The organism is Hydrogenophaga pseudoflava NBRC 102511, assembly GCF_001592285.1.
Taxonomy (GTDB): domain Bacteria; phylum Pseudomonadota; class Gammaproteobacteria; order Burkholderiales; family Burkholderiaceae_C; genus Hydrogenophaga; species Hydrogenophaga pseudoflava.
In genome coordinates this window covers 36649-54748 of the sequence record NZ_BCWQ01000006.1, presented here as the reverse complement: position 1 = coordinate 54748, position 18100 = coordinate 36649, and the positions used below count along the sequence as shown (strand labels likewise).

The following is an 18100-nucleotide window of genomic DNA, read 5'->3' as shown; positions in this document are numbered from 1 at the left end:
CTCGCGCCCCGGCCCCGTGCCGGGGCAGCCTCTGGGCCACGCCCCTCGAAACATTCCAGGTAGAACAAACATGGCAATCGTAGAAGTCAAGGTTCCGCAGCTCTCCGAATCCGTGGCCGAAGCCACCCTGCTGCAGTGGAAGAAAAAGGCCGGTGAAGCTGTCGCCGCCGATGAGATATTGATCGAGATCGAGACCGACAAGGTCGTGCTCGAGTGCCCGGCGCCCGCCGGTGGCGTGCTGGTCGAGATCGTGCAGGGCGACGGTGCCACCGTGGCCGCCGACCAGGTCATCGCCAGGATCGACACCGCCGCTGTGGCCGGCGCCGCTGCTCCGGCAGCCGCCCCCGCACCGGCTGCGGCTGCTCCCGCACCAGCCGCCGCGGCCCCTGTGGCCGCTGCTTCTGCCAGCAAGGCCGGTGTGGCCATGCCCGCCGCCGCCAAGCTGATGGCCGACAACGGCATGGCCCCTGGCTCCGTGGCCGGCACAGGCAAGGACGGTCGCGTCACCAAGGGCGACGTGCTGGCCGCCGCCAGCGCTCCCAAGGCCGTGGTTGCTGCTCCTGCCGCCATTCCTACCGGCGCGCCCACCAAGGTGCTGCCGCAGGTGGCGGTGGTCGCGCCCGACCTGGGTGACCGTCCGGAAGAGCGCGTGCCGATGACCCGTCTGCGGGCCCGCGTGGCCGAGCGCTTGCTGCAGTCGCAGTCGACCAACGCCATCCTGACCACCTTCAACGAAATCAACATGGCCCCGGTCATGGAGATGCGCAAGAAGTTCCAGGAGAAGTTCGAGAAGGAACACGGCGTCAAGCTCGGCTTCATGAGCTTCTTCGTCAAGGCGGCCGTGCACGCCCTCAAGAAGTTCCCGATCCTCAACGCCTCGGTGGACGGCAACGACATCGTCTACCACGGCTACTTCGACATCGGTATCGCCGTCGGTTCGCCACGCGGTCTGGTGGTGCCCATCCTGCGCAACGCCGACCAGATGAGCTTCGCCGACATCGAGAAGAAGATCGCCGAGTTCGGCCAGAAGGCCAAGGACGGCAAGTTGGGCATCGACGACATGACCGGTGGTACGTTCTCCATTTCCAACGGCGGCACCTTCGGCTCAATGATGTCCACTCCCATCATCAACCCGCCGCAGTCGGCGATCCTGGGCGTGCACGCCACCAAGGACCGCGCCATGGTCGAAAACGGCCAGGTCGTGGTGCGCCCGATGAACTACTTCGCTATGTCCTACGACCACCGCATCATCGACGGCCGCGAAGCCGTGCTGGGTCTGGTGGCCATGAAGGAAGCGCTGGAAGATCCGGCCCGCCTGCTCTTCGACATCTGATCGAACCGTGACTTTGCAGACGCCCCTTCGGGGGCGTTTGTCCAACCCCATTCAGGAACAAACATGTCTCAAGCATTTGACGTCGTCGTGATCGGCGCCGGCCCCGGCGGCTACATCGCGGCCATCCGCGCCGCCCAGCTGGGCTTCAAGGTCGCGTGCATAGACGAGTGGAAAAACGCTGCCGGCGGTCCCGCGCCCGGTGGCACCTGCACCAATGTCGGCTGCATTCCCTCCAAGGCCCTGCTGCAATCTTCCGAGCATTTCGAGCACGCCAACCACCACTTTGCCGACCACGGCATCAGCACCGGCAAGGTGACGATGGACGTGGCGAAGATGGTCGGCCGCAAGGACACTGTCGTGAAGCAGAACAACGACGGCATCCTCTACCTGTTCAAGAAGAACAAGGTCACGTTCTTCCACGGTCGCGGCTCTTTCGTGGCTGCCGCCGATGGTGCCTACCAGATCAAGGTGGCGGGTGCCGCCGAAGAGGTGATCACTGGCAAGCAGGTCGTGGTGGCTACCGGCTCCAACGCGCGTGCCTTGCCAGGCGTGCCGTTCGATGAAGAGCTCATTCTTTCCAACGACGGTGCGCTGCGCATCGGTGCCGTGCCCAAGAAGCTGGCGCTGATCGGCTCCGGTGTGATCGGCCTGGAAATGGGCTCGGTCTGGCGCCGCCTGGGGGCGGAGGTCACCATCCTCGAAGGTTTGCCGACCTTCCTGGGCGCGGTGGACGAGCAGATCGCCAAGGAAGCGAAGAAGGCCTTCGACAAGCAGGGCCTGAAGATCGAACTCGGCGTGAAGGTCGGCGAGATCAAGACCGGCAAGAAGGGCGTGAATGTGGCCTACACCAACGCCAAGGGCGAAGCGGTGTCGCTGGACGCCGACAAGCTCATCGTCTCCATCGGCCGCGTGCCCAACACCATTGGCTTGAACGCTGAAGGAGTGGGCCTGCAGCTGGACGAGCGCGGCGCCATCGTGGTCGACGGCGACTGCAAAACCAACCTGCCGGGCGTCTGGGCGGTGGGCGATGTGGTGCGCGGCCCGATGCTGGCGCACAAGGCGGAAGAAGAGGGCGTGGCGGTGGCCGAGCGCATCGCCGGCCAGCACGGTCACGTCAACTTCAACACCATCCCCTGGGTCATCTACACCAGCCCGGAAATCGCCTGGGTCGGCCGCACCGAGCAGCAGCTCAAGGCCGATGGTGTGGCGTACAAGGCCGGCACGTTCCCGTTCCTGGCCAACGGTCGTGCGCGCGCACTGGGCGACACGACCGGCATGGTCAAGTTCCTGGCCGACGCCAAGACGGATGAAATCCTGGGCGTGCACATCGTGGGCCCGATGGCTTCCGAGCTGATCTCCGAAGCCGTGGTGGCCATGGAGTTCAAGGCCAGCGCCGAAGACATCGCCCGCATCTGCCACGCGCACCCCTCGCTGTCGGAAGCGACCAAGGAAGCGGCTCTGGCCGTGGACAAGCGCACCCTGAACTTCTGACACAGGTTCGCCCTTGTCGGTCCGCGCCACCTACGAAGCCGAGCTGAAGCAGCGCGGCTACACCACCGACCCCGCCCAGCAGCGTGCCATTGACGCGCTGGAGCGGTGTGCCGCCGAATGGACGACGTACAAGCAGCGCCGTTCCAATGCGCTGAAGAAGATGTTCGTCAAGCCGGAGATTCCGCGCGGGGTCTACATGTTCGGTGGGGTGGGGCGCGGCAAGAGCTTCCTGATGGACTGCTTCTTCAACGCGGTCCCGATCAGGCGCAAGACGCGGCTGCATTTCCATGAGTTCATGCGGGAAGTGCACCGCGAGCTGCGCGACCTGCAAGGAACGGTCAATCCGTTGGACGAGCTGGGGCGGCGCATCGCCGAGCGCTACAAGCTGATCTGCTTCGACGAGTTCCACGTGGCGGACGTGACAGACGCCATGATCCTGCACCGCCTGCTGGACGCGCTGTTCAAGGCGGGAGTGGGTTTTGTCACCACGTCCAACTTCCATCCCGATGGCCTGTACCCCAACGGCCTGCACCGTGACCGCATTCTGCCGGCCATCGAGCTGCTCAAGCAAAAGCTGGAAGTGATCAATGTCGACAACGGCACCGACTACCGCCAGCGCACGCTGACGCACATCGAGCTCTACCACTTCCCACTGGGCGAGGCAGCCGATGCTGCGATGGACAAAACCTTTGGCGAACTGGCCGAGGCGCACGACGAGGACCCGGTGATGCACATCGAGTCGCGCGAGATCCGTTCCAGGCGCCGGGCGGGTGGCGTGATCTGGTTCGACTTCCAGACGCTCTGTGGTGGTCCACGTTCGCAGAACGACTACCTGGAAATCGCCTCACAGTTTCATACGCTGCTGCTGTCCAATGTGCCGCAGATGGCGGTGCGCCAAGCATCGGAAGCGCGCCGTTTCACCTGGCTGATCGATGTGCTTTATGACCGCCGTGTCAAGCTGGTGATGTCGGCTGCGGTGTCGCCTGAGCAGCTCTACACCGATGGCCCGATGGCACACGAATTCCCCAGGACAGTTTCGCGCCTGGGAGAGATGCAGTCAGCCGAATATCTGGCGCTGGCGCACCGGACCGTCGATACCGGGCTGACGTGATCAGCCCGTTCAGGCTCCAGGTGTTGCGCTGATCAGGTCAGCGGATCGAGTTTGACGATGGTCAGCGACAGGTTGTCACCAGAGCCCTTGGCCCGGGAGCGGGCTTTCTGGATCAGGAACTCGCAGGCCTCGCGGGGCGAGAGCATGGCCACCGTGCTGGCGAGCTCGTCCGGCGTGAAGTAGTGCCACACGCCGTCGCTGCAGGCCATGATCGCGTCGCCGGGCCCCAGTTGCGGGATCACATGCAGGTCCACAGGGGGATCGCTGTCGGTACCCAGACAACCCATCAGGATGTTGGAGTGCGGATGGTCCAGTGCCTCTTCCTCGGTGATCTCTCCCTGGTTGACCAGCGACTGCACGTAGGAGTGATCCATGGTGCGGAACACCATCTTGCCGTTGCGGAAGTGGTAGATCCGTGAGTCGCCAGCGTGCACCCATTGGCTGCTGCCACCGGGGGTGAGCAGGAACGCGGCAATCGTGCTGTGGGGCTCCTGCTCGGCCGACACGGCGGTGAGCTTGATCACAAGGTGCGATTCTTCAACAACTTGCCGCAGCATGGCCGCAGGATCGTCGGTGTCCGGGTCGTAGCGCTCGAACAGCTGGCGCGAGGTCAGCATCACCTGGTCCGACGCTTTTCTGCCGCCGCTTCGGCCACCCATGCCATCCGCCACCACCGCCAGCAGGCAGCCGCTTTCGCGGGGATGATGCAGCAGACAGACCTGATCCTGCTGGTAGTCACGGTCACCCCGATGGATGCCGGTTGACGCATGGATGCGATAGCCTTTGGTCATGGGAGAACGTCTTTTTGAGCGGGCGGGCTGCCCACACTGGTCCGCATGGTAACCACTAATTTCCAGCCCACTGCTGCTGGCAGCGTGGCGTCACCAGAGCTTCCACCACGGCTTGCTGCCGATGCTCTGCGTGCGACCGAGGTAGGCGCTGTTCGGGAAGCTGGATTGAAGCACCCGTCTGGCGTCGTCACGCAACTGGGTCATTCCGAGTGCGTCGTAGCTGCTCACGAGAATGGCCAGGGCTTCTTCCAGGGCCGGTGCCTTGGGGTAGTCGGTGATGGCGGTTTGCGCGCGGTTGATGGCCGCGAGGTACGCCCCACGGCTCATGTAATAGCGGGCCACATGCACTTCCGACTGTGCCAGCGAGTTGACAATGTGGGTCATGCGCGCCCGGGCATCCGGTGCATAGCGCGAGTCAGGGAAACGGGTTACCACCTCGCGCAGCGCCTCGAACGACTCCTTGGCCGCTTTCTGGTCGCGTTCGGAGAGGTCCTGCTGGACGAGCGAGCCAAGAAGACCGAGGTTTTCGTTGAACGTCACCAAGCCCTTGAGGTAGAGCGCATAGTCCAGCGCAGGGCTGGCCGGATGCAGACGCAGAAAGCGCTCGATGGTGGCCAATGCCTGGGCCTGCTCGCCAGCCTTGTACTGCGTGTAGGCCTTTTCGAGCTGGGCCTGCTGGGCCAGAGGCGTGCCGGCCGCGCGCCCTTCGAGCTTCTCGTACAGGCCGATGGCCTTTTCGTAGTTGCCCGCGTTGCGCTCGTCCATCGCCTCGCTGTGGATCTTGTTGGGGCTCCAGTCCTTGGTCGGGTCCACGGGAGTGGAGCTGCAGCCCGAGAAGCTCAGCGCGGCGGCAACGGCACACAGGGGCACGACCGATAATCTCGAACGAGGAATCACACGCTTACCTTCACAACTGGAACACCGGATTGGCTGCAGAAATTATATCGACGGGGGGGGTGAACGGACCAGGCGCGACCGAGGTTGAAGTCGACGCCGCCGATGTGCTGGCGGACACCGAGGTGCGCGACCTCCCTGTGCCTGCAGACATGCACGGTTGGCGCATCGACAAGGCGCTGGCCACCCTGGTGCCCGAGCTTTCGAGGTCGTACCTCCAGCAGCTGATGGCGGAGGGTGCGGTGTCGCTGGATGGCCGGCTGGCCGCCAAGCCCTCGGCGCGATTGGTGGCTGGCGGTCGGCTCCGGGTCGAATTGCGACCCACGCAGCAGGCCATGGCCTTTGTGGCCCAGTCCATGGTGCTGGACATCGTCTACGAGGACGAGGACCTGATGGTGATCTGCAAGCCGGTGGGGCTGGTGGTTCATCCTGCGGCCGGCAACTGGACCGGCACGCTGCTCAACGGGCTGCTGGCCCACCACCCCGGCGCCGCCAGCTTGCCGCGCGCCGGCATCGTGCATCGGCTGGACAAGGACACCTCCGGCCTGATGCTCGTGGGCAAGAGCCGTCGTGCGGTAGATGGTCTGGTGCGTGCGATCGCGGCGCGCGAGGTTCAGCGCGAGTACTTGGCCATCGGTCATGGCCGTTGGCGGCGAGACGAGCTGTGTGAGGTCGACCAGCCGGTAGGGCGCGACCCGGCCAACCGTTTGCGGATGGCCGTTCTGCGCCAAGACAGTACCGCAGGCAAGCCGGCTCGCACGACGTTCAGGGTGATGGATGCCGTCGATCAGGCGTGCCTGGTGGCTTGCAAGCTTCACACCGGCCGAACGCACCAGATCCGGGTGCACATGGCCTGGCTTGGTCATCCGCTTGTGGGCGATGCGCTGTATGGTGGTCGCGTGGCGTGGGGCATGCAGCGGCAGGCGTTGCACGCAGCGCGCTTGCGTCTGAGTCATCCGGTGTCGGGTGCCGAGCTGGGCTTTTCCAGCGCAGTACCAGCCGATTTCCGGGCCGCCTTGGACGCCGCGGGGCTCCGTTACAATGAAGGCGATCTGTAGACCCGGTTTCAACAGCCCTCAGGGCCTTTGAAGCGTCGCGTCCATCCCCGATTCCTGTAGCACTCGGTCAGTCCTGCGCGACGCCCGCTGCCGCTGTTGCGGCTTTGTCAGGACCCCCATTATTCATTTTCAGGCACCACCGATGAACACTTCGGATGCCCGGCGCGTCGTCGAGACGGCCCTGATCTGTGCGCCCCAACCCTTGTCCGTCAGGGAGCTGGGCGTGCTGTTCGATGGAGAGGTGTCGGCCGACACACTCAAAACCCTGTTGACGGACCTGCAGGCCGAATGGACTGGTCGAGGCGTGGAGTTGGTCCAGGTGGCTTCCGGTTGGCGCTTCCAGAGCCGTCCTGAGTTGCGACCTTTCCTGGACCGGCTGCACCCTGAGAAGCCACCCAAGTACACGCGGGCGGCCATGGAAACACTGGCGATCATTGCCTACCGACAACCCGTGACGCGGGGCGACATGGAGGACATTCGGGGCGTGACTATCAACTCCCTGATCCTCAAGCAGCTGGAAGACCGGGGCTGGATCGAGGTCATCGGCCACCGGGAAACCGTCGGGCGGCCCGCGCTGTTTGCCACGACGCGCCAGTTTCTGGACGACCTCGGCCTGTCGTCGCTTGATCAGCTGCCGCCGCTGGACAGCAGCGAGGTTCAGGAGTCCGCTCTGGGGCGGCTGGACTTTGACGCCTTGGGCGGCAGCACCCCGGAGCAGGCGGGAGAGCCCGTTGAATCCCAGACATCCGAACTTTTTCAGGAACAGCATGAACATGGTGCCCCCCCGACAGCCGAATGAAACCGCTCTGGACGAAGGTCAGGCTGAATCGCCTGCCGGGTCCGTGCCCGCGTCTGCGCCCGCCGCGGCCCCGGTTTCCGGCAGTATGGCCTTTGATGATGTGGTCAGCGGGGCATTTGATGCCGTGCAGGAACAGGACCTGCCTCTTCCTTCCAAGCGCGTGCTGCAGCCCGAGGCCGACTCCCCCAAGCTCCACAAAGTGCTGGCCCAGGCGGGGCTGGGTTCGCGGCTGGAGATGGAGCAGCTGATTCTGGAGGGGCGCATTTCCGTCAATGGTGAACCGGCGCACATCGGTCAGCGCATCCAGTACGGGGACACCATCAAGGTCAATGGCAAGCCGGTGCGTGTTCGCATCGCGCCACCTCCGCCGCGGGTACTCGCTTATCACAAGCCCGCTGGCGAGGTGGTGACACACGACGACCCGCAGAACCGGCCCACGGTATTCCGCCGCCTGCCCCGTCTGCAGACCGGCAAGTGGCAGTCCGTGGGACGCCTGGACCTCAACACGGAGGGGTTGCTGCTGCTCACGAACTCCGGCGAGCTGGCCAACCGGCTGATGCATCCCCGGTTCGGATTGCAGCGGGAATACGCCGTGCGCGTGCTGGGCGCGTTGTCCTCTGAAGAAAAGCAGCGCCTTCTCGATGGGGTGAGGCTCGATGACGGGATGGCCCAGTTTGCGTCCATCGAGGAGGGGGGCGGTGAAGGGGCCAATTGCTGGTACCGGGTGACCATCGCCGAGGGTCGCAACCGCGAGGTGCGTCGCATGTTCGAGGCGGTGGGTCACGCCGTCAGCCGCCTGATTCGCATCCGCTATGGCGCCATGATGCTTCCGCGGGGGCTCAAACGAGGAGTCTGGCTTGAACTGGATCATCGGGACATTGAGCGACTGACCACCGCGGCCGGTATGCCGCAAAGCGGCGAGGGCCCGGCTTCTGTTCGTGACACCGGTGGGCGTGGCAGGCACTTTGGAAAGGGGCCCCGACCCGACGGGAAAGGCGGCGGAGCGCGCGCCGGAGCGTCCTTTGCCAAGGACGGCAAGCCTGCCGGGGCTGGTGCGAGGGGCTTTGGAAAGAGTCCTGGCAAGGCACCCGCCAAGGGTGCCGGGGCGGGCGGACAGCCGGACCCCATGAAAACCTCGTATGGATACATCGGGCAGGACTCGCTGCAACGGCGCAGGGAGCGCGACGCTGCACGCGACAAGATGCCGCAGAAGGGCCGGAAGCCAGGGCGGTCCGGAGGGCGCTGAGCCCGGCGTGCCCCTGAGGGCATCGGGTGTGTTGACATGGGCGCGATGTAGAATCAAGGGCTTTGCCGCAAGGCGCACGATTTCTATTTCATAACCTGCTCCAAGGACCATCATGGCCATCGAACGCACCCTCTCCATCATCAAGCCCGACGCTGTTGCCAAGAACGTCATCGGCCAGATCTACGCCCGTTTCGAAGCAGCCGGCCTGAAGGTTGTGGCCGCCCGGATGGCCCACCTGTCGCAGCGCGAAGCCGAGCAGTTCTACGCCGTGCACAAGGAGCGTCCGTTCTTCAAGGATCTGGTGAGCTTCATGATCTCCGGCCCCGTGATGATCCAGGTCCTGGAAGGCGAAGGCGCCATTCTCAAGAACCGTGACCTGATGGGCGCCACCGATCCCAAGAAGGCCGCCGCCGGCACCATCCGCGCCGACTTCGCCGACAGCATCGACGCCAACGCCGTGCACGGCTCCGACGCCCCCGAAACCGCTGCCGTGGAAGTGGCTTTCTTCTTCCCCGGCATGAACGTCTACTCGCGCTGATTGCGGGCTGACCATGCCATCATGACGGTCAACCTGCTCGACTTCGATCTCGAGGGCCTGACCGCCTTTTGCGAACAGCTGGGCGAAAAGCGCTTCCGCGCCGTCCAGCTGTTTCGCTGGATTCATCAGAAGGGTGCTTCGCGGTTCGACGAGATGAGTGATCTCGCCAAGAGCCTGCGTGAAAAGCTCCCATCGGTCTGCTCCATCACCGGCCTGCCGGTGCTTTCGCGCCAGGATTCGGCCGACGGCACCATCAAGTGGCTGTTCGATGTGGGCGACGGCAACGCCGTCGAAACCGTGTTCATCCCAGAAGACGACCGTGGCACGCTGTGCGTGTCTTCGCAGGCGGGCTGTGCCGTGGGCTGCCGCTTCTGCTCCACCGGTCACCAGGGCTTCTCCCGCAATCTGACGACCGGAGAAATCCTGGCCCAGCTCTGGCACGCAGAGCACTTCCTGCGCCAGCACCTGAAGTCGTCCGAGCGTGTGGTCACCAACGTTGTGATGATGGGCATGGGTGAGCCCTTGCAGAATTACAGCGCCCTGGTGCCAGCGCTGAGAGTGATGCTGGACGACCATGGCTACGGGCTCTCAAGGCGGCGCGTCACGGTGTCGACCTCGGGCGTGGTGCCCATGATCGACCGCCTCGCCAAGGACTGCCCGGTAGCGCTGGCTGTGTCGCTCCACGCGCCCAACGACCAGTTGCGCGATGTCCTGGTGCCCATCAATCGCAAGTACCCGATTGCCGAGCTGCTGGATGCCTGCCTGCGCTATCTGCCGGCTGCGCCGCGCGACTTCATCACGTTCGAGTACTGCATGCTGGACGGGGTCAATGACCAGCCTGAGCACGCCGCGCAGTTGCTGGAGCTGGTGCGGCATCACGGTGGTCGGGGTGTTCCGTGCAAATTCAACCTGATACCCTTCAACCCGTTTCCCGACTCCGGCCTGAAGTGTTCGCCGCGTCCTGTGGTGCAGGCGTTCGCCAGGATCCTCAGCGAGGCTGGCATCGTGACCACCGTGCGAAAGACGCGTGGTGACGACATCGATGCAGCCTGCGGCCAACTGGCTGGAGACGTGATGGACCGAACCCAGGTCGCCAGGCGGATCGCTGCGGCCCAACCCATCCGATTTGTGCACCCAGCCAAGGAATGACAGGCATGAACGATTTCAGCGCGCGATCAGAAACTCTGCCCGGATCGGCCCCGCAGGTCGGTCGGTCTGCATGGCTGGTTCGTGCTCTGGGGATGCTGCTGCTGGGGGTCATGTTGGGGCTGGGTGGCTGTGCTGCCACGTCCGTTGGCACCAGTGCCAACGCCAGCGCGGGTACGGGCACGGAGCCCATCACCGAATCGGATGAGCCCGAAGGACGCAAGCGGGCAAGGCTCCGGCTGGAGCTCGCGGCGGGCTACTTCGAGCAGGGACAGACGTCGGTGGCCCTCGATCAGATCAAGCAGTCCCTGGCGGCCGACGCCAGCTTCGGGCCCGCCTATTCGCTGCGTGGACTGGTGTACATGCGGCTGAACGAGCCGGTGCTCGCTGAAGAGAGTTTCCGCCGTGCGCTCCAGATCAATCCGCGCGACGCCGACGCCATGCACAACTACGGCGTGTTTCTCTGTCAGCGGCAGCGGTACGCCGAGGGCGTGGCACTGTTCCGCAGCGCGCTGTCCAATCCCTTGTACGTCAACCAGGCCAAGACCCTGATGATGCTGGGCACCTGCCAGTTGCGCATGGGGCAGGCCGCCGAGGCGGAGGCCAGCTTCGCGCGGTCGTACGAACTCGATCCGGCCAACCCCTTCGTGGGATACAACCTTGCGAATCTGGAATACCTCAGGGGCGAATTCACCAAGGCGCAGTTTGTGATCCGTCGCATCAACAACTCCGAGCAGGCCAACTCCGAGACCCTCTGGCTCGGCATCAAGATCGAGCGCAGGCTCAACAACGTCCAGGTGGTCGAGCAATTGGCCCAGCAACTGCAGCGCCGGTTCCCCCGTTCCAAGGAATGGGCGTCTTACCAGCGGGGGGCTTTCAATGAGTGAGGCGACCATGTCCCAGGATATGGCCTGGATGCGGCCGGTGCTGCTGCAGCAGTCGAGAGAGGCGGCCGGCCTGCACATTGCTGCGCTGGCGGCAGCGCTCAAGGTGCCTGTCAAGAAACTGGAGGCGCTGGAGGCTGGCCGCTATGAGGAGCTGCCCGATCTGACATTTGCCAGGGCGCTTGCCTCCAGCGCCTGCCGGCATCTGAAGATCGACCCGGGGCCCGTGCTGGAGCAGATTCCTTTCGGTCGCACACCCGCGCTGGGCGATACGCCGAACACCATCAACGCACCCTTCAAACCTGCCCAGGAGAGAGCGACCACGTCCGCCGTCGAATGGCTGCGGCGGCCTGCCGTGCTGGCGTCGCTCCTGCTGGTGCTGGCCGCTGCGGGCCTGTTGTTGGCCCCTGACTGGGGGCCAACGATCGACCAGTTCCGGCAAGCGGCACCGTCTGCAGCGGTCGACGCTTCGGAGCGGGTGGAGCCCGGACCAGAGGTGTCGTTGCCCCCTCCCGCGGCAGCGACTGCCGAAACCTCTTCGGGCGGATCGCAGACTGTTGTCACACAGACCGAACCGGCGACAGGAGAAAACCCTGCTGCGGCACCGGTGCCGGTGCCCGCTGCAGCGGCCGCCTCCGCGGATGTCGCAGACGTGGCGCTCTTGCGCATCCAGGCTGTCGGTGCTTCGTGGGTCGAGGTGGTGGATGGCAAGGGCGTATCCCAGGTGCAGCGCATGCTCAAACCAGGCGATTCGCTTGACTTTTCCGCTTCACCGCCGTACTCGGTGGTGGTCGGCCGGGCCGACGCGGTCCAGGTGACGGTGCGAGGCCAGAGCTTTGATGTGATGCCGCTTGCACGCAACAGCGTGGCGCGCTTCCAGGTGAAATGACCATGCTCAGAGCAACCCTTCCTGATCGAGTAAGTCCTGCCGAGCCGCAGCCCATCGCCGTCAGCGCACCGCGTGTGCGGCACAGCCGTCCCGGCGTGGTGAGGTGGGGTGACCACGAGGTCACCGTTGGCGGCGGTGCACCGGTGCGCGTGCAGTCCATGACCAACACCGACACCGCCGATGCCATCGGGACCGCCATTCAGGTCAAGGAGCTGGCACTGGCCGGTTCCGAGCTGGTGCGGATCACGGTGAACAACGATGAGGCGGCGCAGGCCGTGCCGCACATCCGGGAACAGCTTGACCGGATGGGCATTCATGTGCCGCTGATCGGTGACTTTCATTACAACGGCCACCGCCTGCTGACCGACCACCCCGCCTGCGCCGAGGCGCTGTCCAAATACCGGATCAATCCGGGCAACGTGGGGCGCGGCGACAAGGGCGACCGGCAGTTCGCACAGATGGTCGAGATTGCCGCCCGCCACGACAAGGCGATCCGCATCGGCGTCAACTGGGGCAGCCTGGACCAGGACCTGCTGGCTCGGCTGATGGACGACAACGCCCAGCGGGCCGAACCCTGGGATGCGCGCCAGGTCATGTACGAGGCGCTGATCACTTCGGCACTGGACTCCGCTCGCCGTGCCGAAGAGATCGGTCTGAACCCGGCCAACATCATGCTGTCCTGCAAGGTGTCGGGGGTCCAGGACCTGATCGCGGTCTACCAGGAGCTGGCGCGCCGCACCGACCATGTGCTGCACCTCGGCCTGACCGAGGCTGGCATGGGGGCGAAAGGCACGGTGGCTTCCACCGCGGCGCTGTCGGTGCTGCTGCAGCAGGGCATCGGCGACACCATCCGTGTGTCGCTCACTCCGCAGCCCGGTGAGGCACGGACCCAGGAGGTCGTGGTGGCCTCCGAGATCCTTCAGGCGCTGGGCCTGCGCACGTTCGTGCCCAGTGTCACGGCCTGTCCTGGTTGCGGCCGCACCACCAGCACCACCTTCCAGGAGCTGGCCAAACAGATCGACGATTTCCTGCGGGCTTCGATGCCGATCTGGCGCGCACGTTACCCGGGCGTGGAAAGCATGAAGGTCGCCGTGATGGGCTGCATCGTCAACGGCCCGGGCGAGAGCAAGCACGCCGACATCGGCATCAGCCTGCCGGGAACCGGTGAGGCGCCTGCGGCGCCGGTGTTCATCGACGGCCAGAAGGCGATGACCTTGCGGGGCGAGGCCATCGCCATCGAGTTCCAGCAGATCGTCGAAAACTACATCCAGAAGCGGTTCGGCGGCACCGCCTGAGCCGATGGCGGCACCCGCCGCCCCACATTGCTGAGAGATCCATGGCAGAGAAACTGAGCGCCGTCAAAGGCATGAACGACATTGCACCTCCCGTGTCCGCGCACTGGGAGTGGCTGGAAGACACGCTGCGGTCGCTGATGCGCCGCTACGGCTACCGCAACGTGCGCACCCCCATCGTGGAACCGACCGCCCTGTTCATCCGGGGTCTGGGGGAAGTGACCGACATCGTCGAGAAGGAGATGTACTCCTTCGAAGACCGCCTCAACGGTGAGCAGCTGACCCTGCGCCCGGAGAACACGGCGGGGGTGGTGCGCGCCGCGGTCGAGCACTCGATGCTCTACGACGGTGGCAAGCGCCTCTACTACATGGGGCCCATGTTCCGCCACGAGCGCCCGCAGCGCGGTCGTTACCGCCAGTTCCACCAGTTTGGCGCCGAAGCGCTCGGGTTTGCCGGGCCCGATGTGGACGTGGAACTGATCGTGATGGCCTGCGACCTGTGGGCTGAGCTGGGCCTGGAGGGCATCGAGCTGGAGATCAACAGCCTCGGGCAGCCGGCCGAACGCCTGGCCCACCGGCAGGCGCTTATCAGCTACCTGGAAGAACACGCCGACCTGCTCGACGAGGATGCGCGCCGCCGCCTGCACAGCAATCCGCTGCGCATCCTGGACACCAAAAACCCGTCCATGCAGGCCATGGTGAACGGGGCTCCGCACCTCATGGCTTTTCTGGGCGCCGAGTCGCTGGAGCATTTCAACCGCCTTCGGGCGCTGCTGGATGCCCAGGGCATCGCCTACCGGATCAACCCGCGCCTGGTGCGCGGCATGGACTACTACAACCTCTCGGTGTTTGAGTTCGTGACCACCCAGCTCGGCTCGCAGGGCACGGTGTGTGCCGGCGGACGCTACGACGGGCTGTTCGAGCAGATAGGTGGCAAACCGGCGCCTGCCGTCGGTTGGGCGCTGGGCATGGAACGCATTCTCGAACTGCTGAAGGAGCAGGGGCGGCTGCCCGAGCCTGTGGCGCCGGATGCCTACGCGGTGATTCCGGACGTTTCTGCCCTGTCGGTCGCGATGCCGCTGCTCCGCCAGCTGCGCGCCCAGGGCGTGTCGGTCGCGATGCACGCCGGTGGCGCCGAGGGCATGGGCAGCATGAAGTCCCAGTTCAAGAAGGCCGATGCGAGCGGCGCGCGCTATGCACTGGTGTTCGGCGCCCAGGAGCTGGAGCAGGGCATGGTGGCGGTCAAACCCCTGCGTGGCGACCGGGCCGCCGACACCGGGCAGCAACTGCAGCCGCTGGCGGAAGTTGCCGCCTGGGGGGTGGGACTGCGCGGCTTCTGACACGCGTCTGGCACGCCACCCCACCACCTACAATCCGACGACTTCAACCAAACAACAGCCATGGCCACTCATTTAGACCTCGAAGAGCAGGAACAGATCGACCAGCTCAAGCACTTCTGGGCGCAGTACGGCAATCTGATCACCTGGGCACTGATCGTGGTGCTCGGCGGGTTCGCTGCCTGGAATGGCTGGAACTGGTGGCAGCGCAGCCAGTCGATCAAGGCGGCGGCGCTGTACGACGAAATTGAACGTGCCGCCGATGCGCGCGACGCCGAGAAGATCGAGCGTGCCCTGGCCGACATGAAGGACAAATTTGGCGGAACCAGTTTCGCGGCGCAGGGGGCGATGCTCGCGGCACAGAGCCTGTTCGACGCCGGCAAGCCCGACGGAGCGAAGGCGGCCTTGTCCTGGGTTGCCGACAGTGGCTCCGATGATTCCTACAAGGCTGTGGCCCGTTTGCGGCTGGCTGGCGTGCACCTGCAGGCCCAAGCCTACGACGAAGCGCTGAAGGTGCTGGAAGCGCCGATGCCCGAGGCCTACGCAGCGCTCGCCGCCGACCGCCGGGGCGATGTGCTGATGGTGCAGGGCAAGGCCGACGAAGCCAAGACCCAGTACCAGAAGGCGTGGGACGCCATGAACGAGCGCACCGAGTATCGGCAGCTGGTCCAGGTCAAGCTGGCGGCGCTGGGCGTGAACGTGGCGCCGTCCCCGGCAAGTGGGGTGGCGCAGTGAAGCCAGTGGCCCGGGGTTCTGTCCTCATGATGAAGCGCTTGGCGGCGGCAGCTGCTGTGGTGGTGCTTGCGGCATGCTCATCGGGGCCGGCCAAGGTCAAGCCTGCGGAGCTGCCGCCACCAGCGAACCGGGCATCGGCACAGCTGATCTGGTCCACCCAGGTCGGTGCATCGGCACTCACGCTGGCGCCGTTCGCCCATCAGGGGCGGGTCTACCTGGCGGGTGGTTCCGGCACGGTGGCGGTGGTCGATGCCACATCCGGTCGGGACGTCTGGAGAGTGAACCTCAACACGCCGTTGTCGACGGGCGCTGGCAGTGATGGGGATGTGGCCGCCGTGGTGACCCAGGGACACCAGCTCGTGGCCATGGCGGAGGGGCGGGAGCTCTGGCGGGCGCAGCTTCCCGCAGCCTCTTACACGTCACCGCTGGTCGCGGGCCAGCGGGTGTTTGTTCTGACGGCCGACCGCAGTGTGCTGGCGTTCGATGGCCGTACCGGTGCGAAGTTGTGGACGCAGACCCGACCAGGCGAGCCTCTGGTGCTGCGGCAGGGCGGGGTCCTGCTGGCTGTCGGAGACACCCTGGTCGCCGGGCTGTCAGGTCGACTGGTGGGTTTGAATCCTGACAACGGGACGCCCCGGTGGGACGTGCCGGTTGCCAACTCCCGCGGTACCAATGAGGTTGAGCGTCTCGTGGACCTCGTCGGACCTGTGAGTCGCCAGGGTGCCAGCGTCTGTGCGCGTGCGTACAACTCGGCGGTGTCCTGCGTGGACACAAACACCGGTCGCTCCGTCTGGAACAAGGCAGCACAAGGTGTGGTGGGCGTGCATGGCGACGCGCAGTGGGTCGCGGGAACCGAAACGGATGGTCGGGTGCTGGTCTGGCAACGGGCCAGTGGTGAGAAGGTCTGGGAACTGGACCGACTGAAGTTCCGGGATCTGACGGCCCCGCTGGTTCTGGGCAGGCTGCTGGCGCTGGGAGACCAGTCCGGGCAGGTGCACCTGCTGTCGACGGCGGATGGCAGTGAGCTCACCCGTCTCAGCACCGATGGGTCGGCCGTGCTTGCCCAGCCGGTGCTGTCTGGTCCTGCGCTGGTGGTCCAGACGCGCAACGGCGGCGTGTTTGCCTGGCGCTCGCAGTAAATTTTCCATTCGCCCTCAGGGCGAGCTGATCGAAAGCACCTGTTCGTGAAACCCGTGATCGCCCTGGTGGGGCGGCCCAATGTCGGCAAATCCACCCTGTTCAACCGGTTGACCGGTACCCGCGACGCCATCGTGGCCGACTTTGCGGGGCTGACACGCGACCGCCACTACGGCAACGGGCATCTGGGCAAGCGCGAGTACATCGTGATCGATACCGGAGGTTTCGAGCCCGAAGCCAGCGAGGGCATCTACCGCGAGATGGCCAAGCAGACGCGGCAAGCGGTGGCAGAGTCCGACGTGGTGCTGTTCGTGGTCGACGCGCGCGCCGGACTGAGCGCGCAGGATCATGACATCGCACAGTACCTGCGCCGCCTGGGCAAGCCCACCATTCTGGTTGCAAACAAGGCCGAAGGCATGACGCAGGGCGTGCAGCTGGCCGAGTTCTTCGAGCTCGGGCTGGGTGAGGTGCTGCCAGTGTCGAGTGCTCACGGGCAGGGTGTACGAGGAATGCTGGAAAAGGCGTTGGATGCCATCCAGGGGTTTTCGGAGGACGACGAGGAGGCTGCAGAACCGGTGGAGGGGGTGATCCGGCTGGCGGTGGCCGGGCGGCCCAATGTCGGCAAGTCGACCCTGATCAATGTCTGGCTGGGCGAAGAGCGTCTTGTGGCTTTCGATCTTCCGGGAACCACGCGCGATGCGATTTCCGTTCCGTTCGAGCGCGATGGGAAGAAGTTCGAACTGATCGATACCGCGGGGCTGCGCCGCAAGGGCAAAGTGTTTGAGGCGATCGAGAAGTTCTCCGTCGTCAAGACCTTGCAGGCCATCGAAAGCGCCCATGTGGTGCTGCTGCTTCTAGACGCCACGCAGGGGGTGACCGATCAGGATGCCCACATTGCCGGGTACATCCTCGAAAGCGGGCGTGCGGTGGTGCTCGCGATCAACAAATGGGATGCGGTGGACAGCTACCAGCGCGAACAAATCGAACGGCAAATTGAAACGCGGCTGGCGTTCCTTAAATTTGCGTCTCTGCACCTGATCTCGGCGCGAAAGCGCCAGGGGCTTGGTCCGGTCTGGAAATCCATCGTGCAGGCTCAGGCCTCCGCCATGCGCAAGATGCCAACGCCCATGCTGACCCGCCTGCTGCAGGAGGCGGTTGCCTTTCAGGCGCCTCAGAAGGTAGGCATGTACCGGCCTAAAATGCGCTACGCCCACCAGGGCGGCATGAACCCGCCGGTGATCGTGATCCACGGCAACTCGCTGGAACACGTGCCTGACGCCTACAAGCGTTTTCTGGAAGGCCGTTTCCGCAAGGCGTTCGATCTGGTCGGAACGCCCCTGCGGATCGAGTTCAAGACCTCCGACAATCCCTATAAGGAATAGGTCCGCGCGGGCGCCTTCCTGCGCTCGCCATCGGTGT

General features: G+C 65.0%; 17 protein-coding genes. 15 read left to right on the top strand and 2 right to left on the bottom strand.

What is annotated here, in order from left to right; translation table 11 throughout:
* The first annotated feature begins 70 nt into the window (after positions 1–70).
* The 3 genes from odhB (at position 71) to zapE (ending at position 3935) form a co-directional block, all read left to right on the top strand.
* Entirely contained in the window at positions 71–1333 is a 1263-nt protein-coding gene (odhB, locus tag HPS01S_RS08985) for a 2-oxoglutarate dehydrogenase complex dihydrolipoyllysine-residue succinyltransferase (protein ID WP_066154228.1), read from the top strand.
* 63 nt (positions 1334–1396) lie between these two features.
* Entirely contained in the window at positions 1397–2824 is a 1428-nt protein-coding gene (lpdA, locus tag HPS01S_RS08980) for a dihydrolipoyl dehydrogenase (protein ID WP_066154225.1), read from the top strand.
* A gap of 13 nt (positions 2825–2837) precedes the next feature.
* On the top strand, positions 2838–3935 hold the full coding sequence (gene zapE, locus HPS01S_RS08975) for a cell division protein ZapE (protein WP_066154222.1): 1098 nt from the start codon (positions 2838–2840) through the stop codon (positions 3933–3935).
* Between the two features lie 32 nt (positions 3936–3967).
* Here zapE and HPS01S_RS08970 read toward each other — a convergent pair whose 3' ends face one another.
* Together HPS01S_RS08970 and HPS01S_RS08965 are read right to left on the bottom strand one after the other, a co-directional pair.
* Positions 3968–4726, bottom strand: coding sequence for a PP2C family protein-serine/threonine phosphatase (locus HPS01S_RS08970; RefSeq protein ID WP_066154221.1), 759 nt, complete (start codon positions 4724–4726; stop codon positions 3968–3970).
* A gap of 90 nt (positions 4727–4816) precedes the next feature.
* Complete coding sequence (locus HPS01S_RS08965; RefSeq protein WP_066154699.1) at positions 4817–5620, bottom strand: outer membrane protein assembly factor BamD; 804 nt, start codon at positions 5618–5620, stop codon at positions 4817–4819.
* Positions 5621–5682: 62 nt separating this feature from the next.
* Here HPS01S_RS08965 and HPS01S_RS08960 point away from each other — a divergent pair, with 62 nt between their 5' ends.
* The 12 genes from HPS01S_RS08960 to der all read left to right on the top strand — a co-directional run bounded on the left by HPS01S_RS08960 (position 5683) and on the right by der (position 18063).
* A complete protein-coding gene (locus HPS01S_RS08960) occupies positions 5683–6678 on the top strand; it encodes an RluA family pseudouridine synthase (protein ID WP_066154218.1) in 996 nt (331 codons plus the stop codon).
* 142 nt (positions 6679–6820) lie between these two features.
* On the top strand, positions 6821–7477 hold the full coding sequence (scpB, locus tag HPS01S_RS08955; protein WP_084397212.1) for an SMC-Scp complex subunit ScpB: 657 nt from the start codon (positions 6821–6823) through the stop codon (positions 7475–7477).
* Positions 7446–8723, top strand: coding sequence for a pseudouridine synthase (locus HPS01S_RS08950; RefSeq protein ID WP_084397211.1), 1278 nt, complete (start codon positions 7446–7448; stop codon positions 8721–8723). The genes scpB and HPS01S_RS08950 overlap by 32 nt, the downstream gene beginning before the upstream one ends.
* 112 nt (positions 8724–8835) lie before the next feature.
* On the top strand, positions 8836–9261 hold the full coding sequence (gene ndk / locus HPS01S_RS08945; protein WP_066154216.1) for a nucleoside-diphosphate kinase: 426 nt from the start codon (positions 8836–8838) through the stop codon (positions 9259–9261).
* Between the two features lie 21 nt (positions 9262–9282).
* Positions 9283–10410: a dual-specificity RNA methyltransferase RlmN gene (rlmN, locus tag HPS01S_RS08940; protein WP_174545237.1), complete on the top strand. Its 1128-nt coding sequence runs from the start codon at positions 9283–9285 to the stop codon at positions 10408–10410.
* 5 nt (positions 10411–10415) lie between these two features.
* Positions 10416–11294: a type IV pilus biogenesis/stability protein PilW gene (gene pilW / locus HPS01S_RS08935; RefSeq protein ID WP_255284190.1), complete on the top strand. Its 879-nt coding sequence runs from the start codon at positions 10416–10418 to the stop codon at positions 11292–11294.
* Positions 11287–12180: a RodZ domain-containing protein gene (locus HPS01S_RS08930; protein ID WP_084397209.1), complete on the top strand. Its 894-nt coding sequence runs from the start codon at positions 11287–11289 to the stop codon at positions 12178–12180. The genes pilW and HPS01S_RS08930 overlap by 8 nt, the downstream gene beginning before the upstream one ends.
* 2 nt (positions 12181–12182) lie before the next feature.
* Positions 12183–13475: a flavodoxin-dependent (E)-4-hydroxy-3-methylbut-2-enyl-diphosphate synthase gene (ispG, locus tag HPS01S_RS08925; protein WP_066154207.1), complete on the top strand. Its 1293-nt coding sequence runs from the start codon at positions 12183–12185 to the stop codon at positions 13473–13475.
* A gap of 41 nt (positions 13476–13516) precedes the next feature.
* Positions 13517–14812, top strand: a complete 1296-nt coding sequence (gene hisS / locus HPS01S_RS08920; RefSeq protein ID WP_066154205.1) for a histidine--tRNA ligase — start codon at positions 13517–13519, stop codon at positions 14810–14812.
* A gap of 60 nt (positions 14813–14872) precedes the next feature.
* A complete protein-coding gene (locus tag HPS01S_RS08915) occupies positions 14873–15544 on the top strand; it encodes a YfgM family protein (RefSeq protein ID WP_066154202.1) in 672 nt (223 codons plus the stop codon).
* A gap of 26 nt (positions 15545–15570) precedes the next feature.
* On the top strand, positions 15571–16683 hold the full coding sequence (gene bamB / locus HPS01S_RS08910) for an outer membrane protein assembly factor BamB (protein WP_243721726.1): 1113 nt from the start codon (positions 15571–15573) through the stop codon (positions 16681–16683).
* A 45-nt stretch (positions 16684–16728) separates the two neighbouring features.
* A complete protein-coding gene (gene der / locus HPS01S_RS08905) occupies positions 16729–18063 on the top strand; it encodes a ribosome biogenesis GTPase Der (RefSeq protein WP_066154198.1) in 1335 nt (444 codons plus the stop codon).
* The last annotated feature ends 37 nt before the right edge of the window (positions 18064–18100 follow it).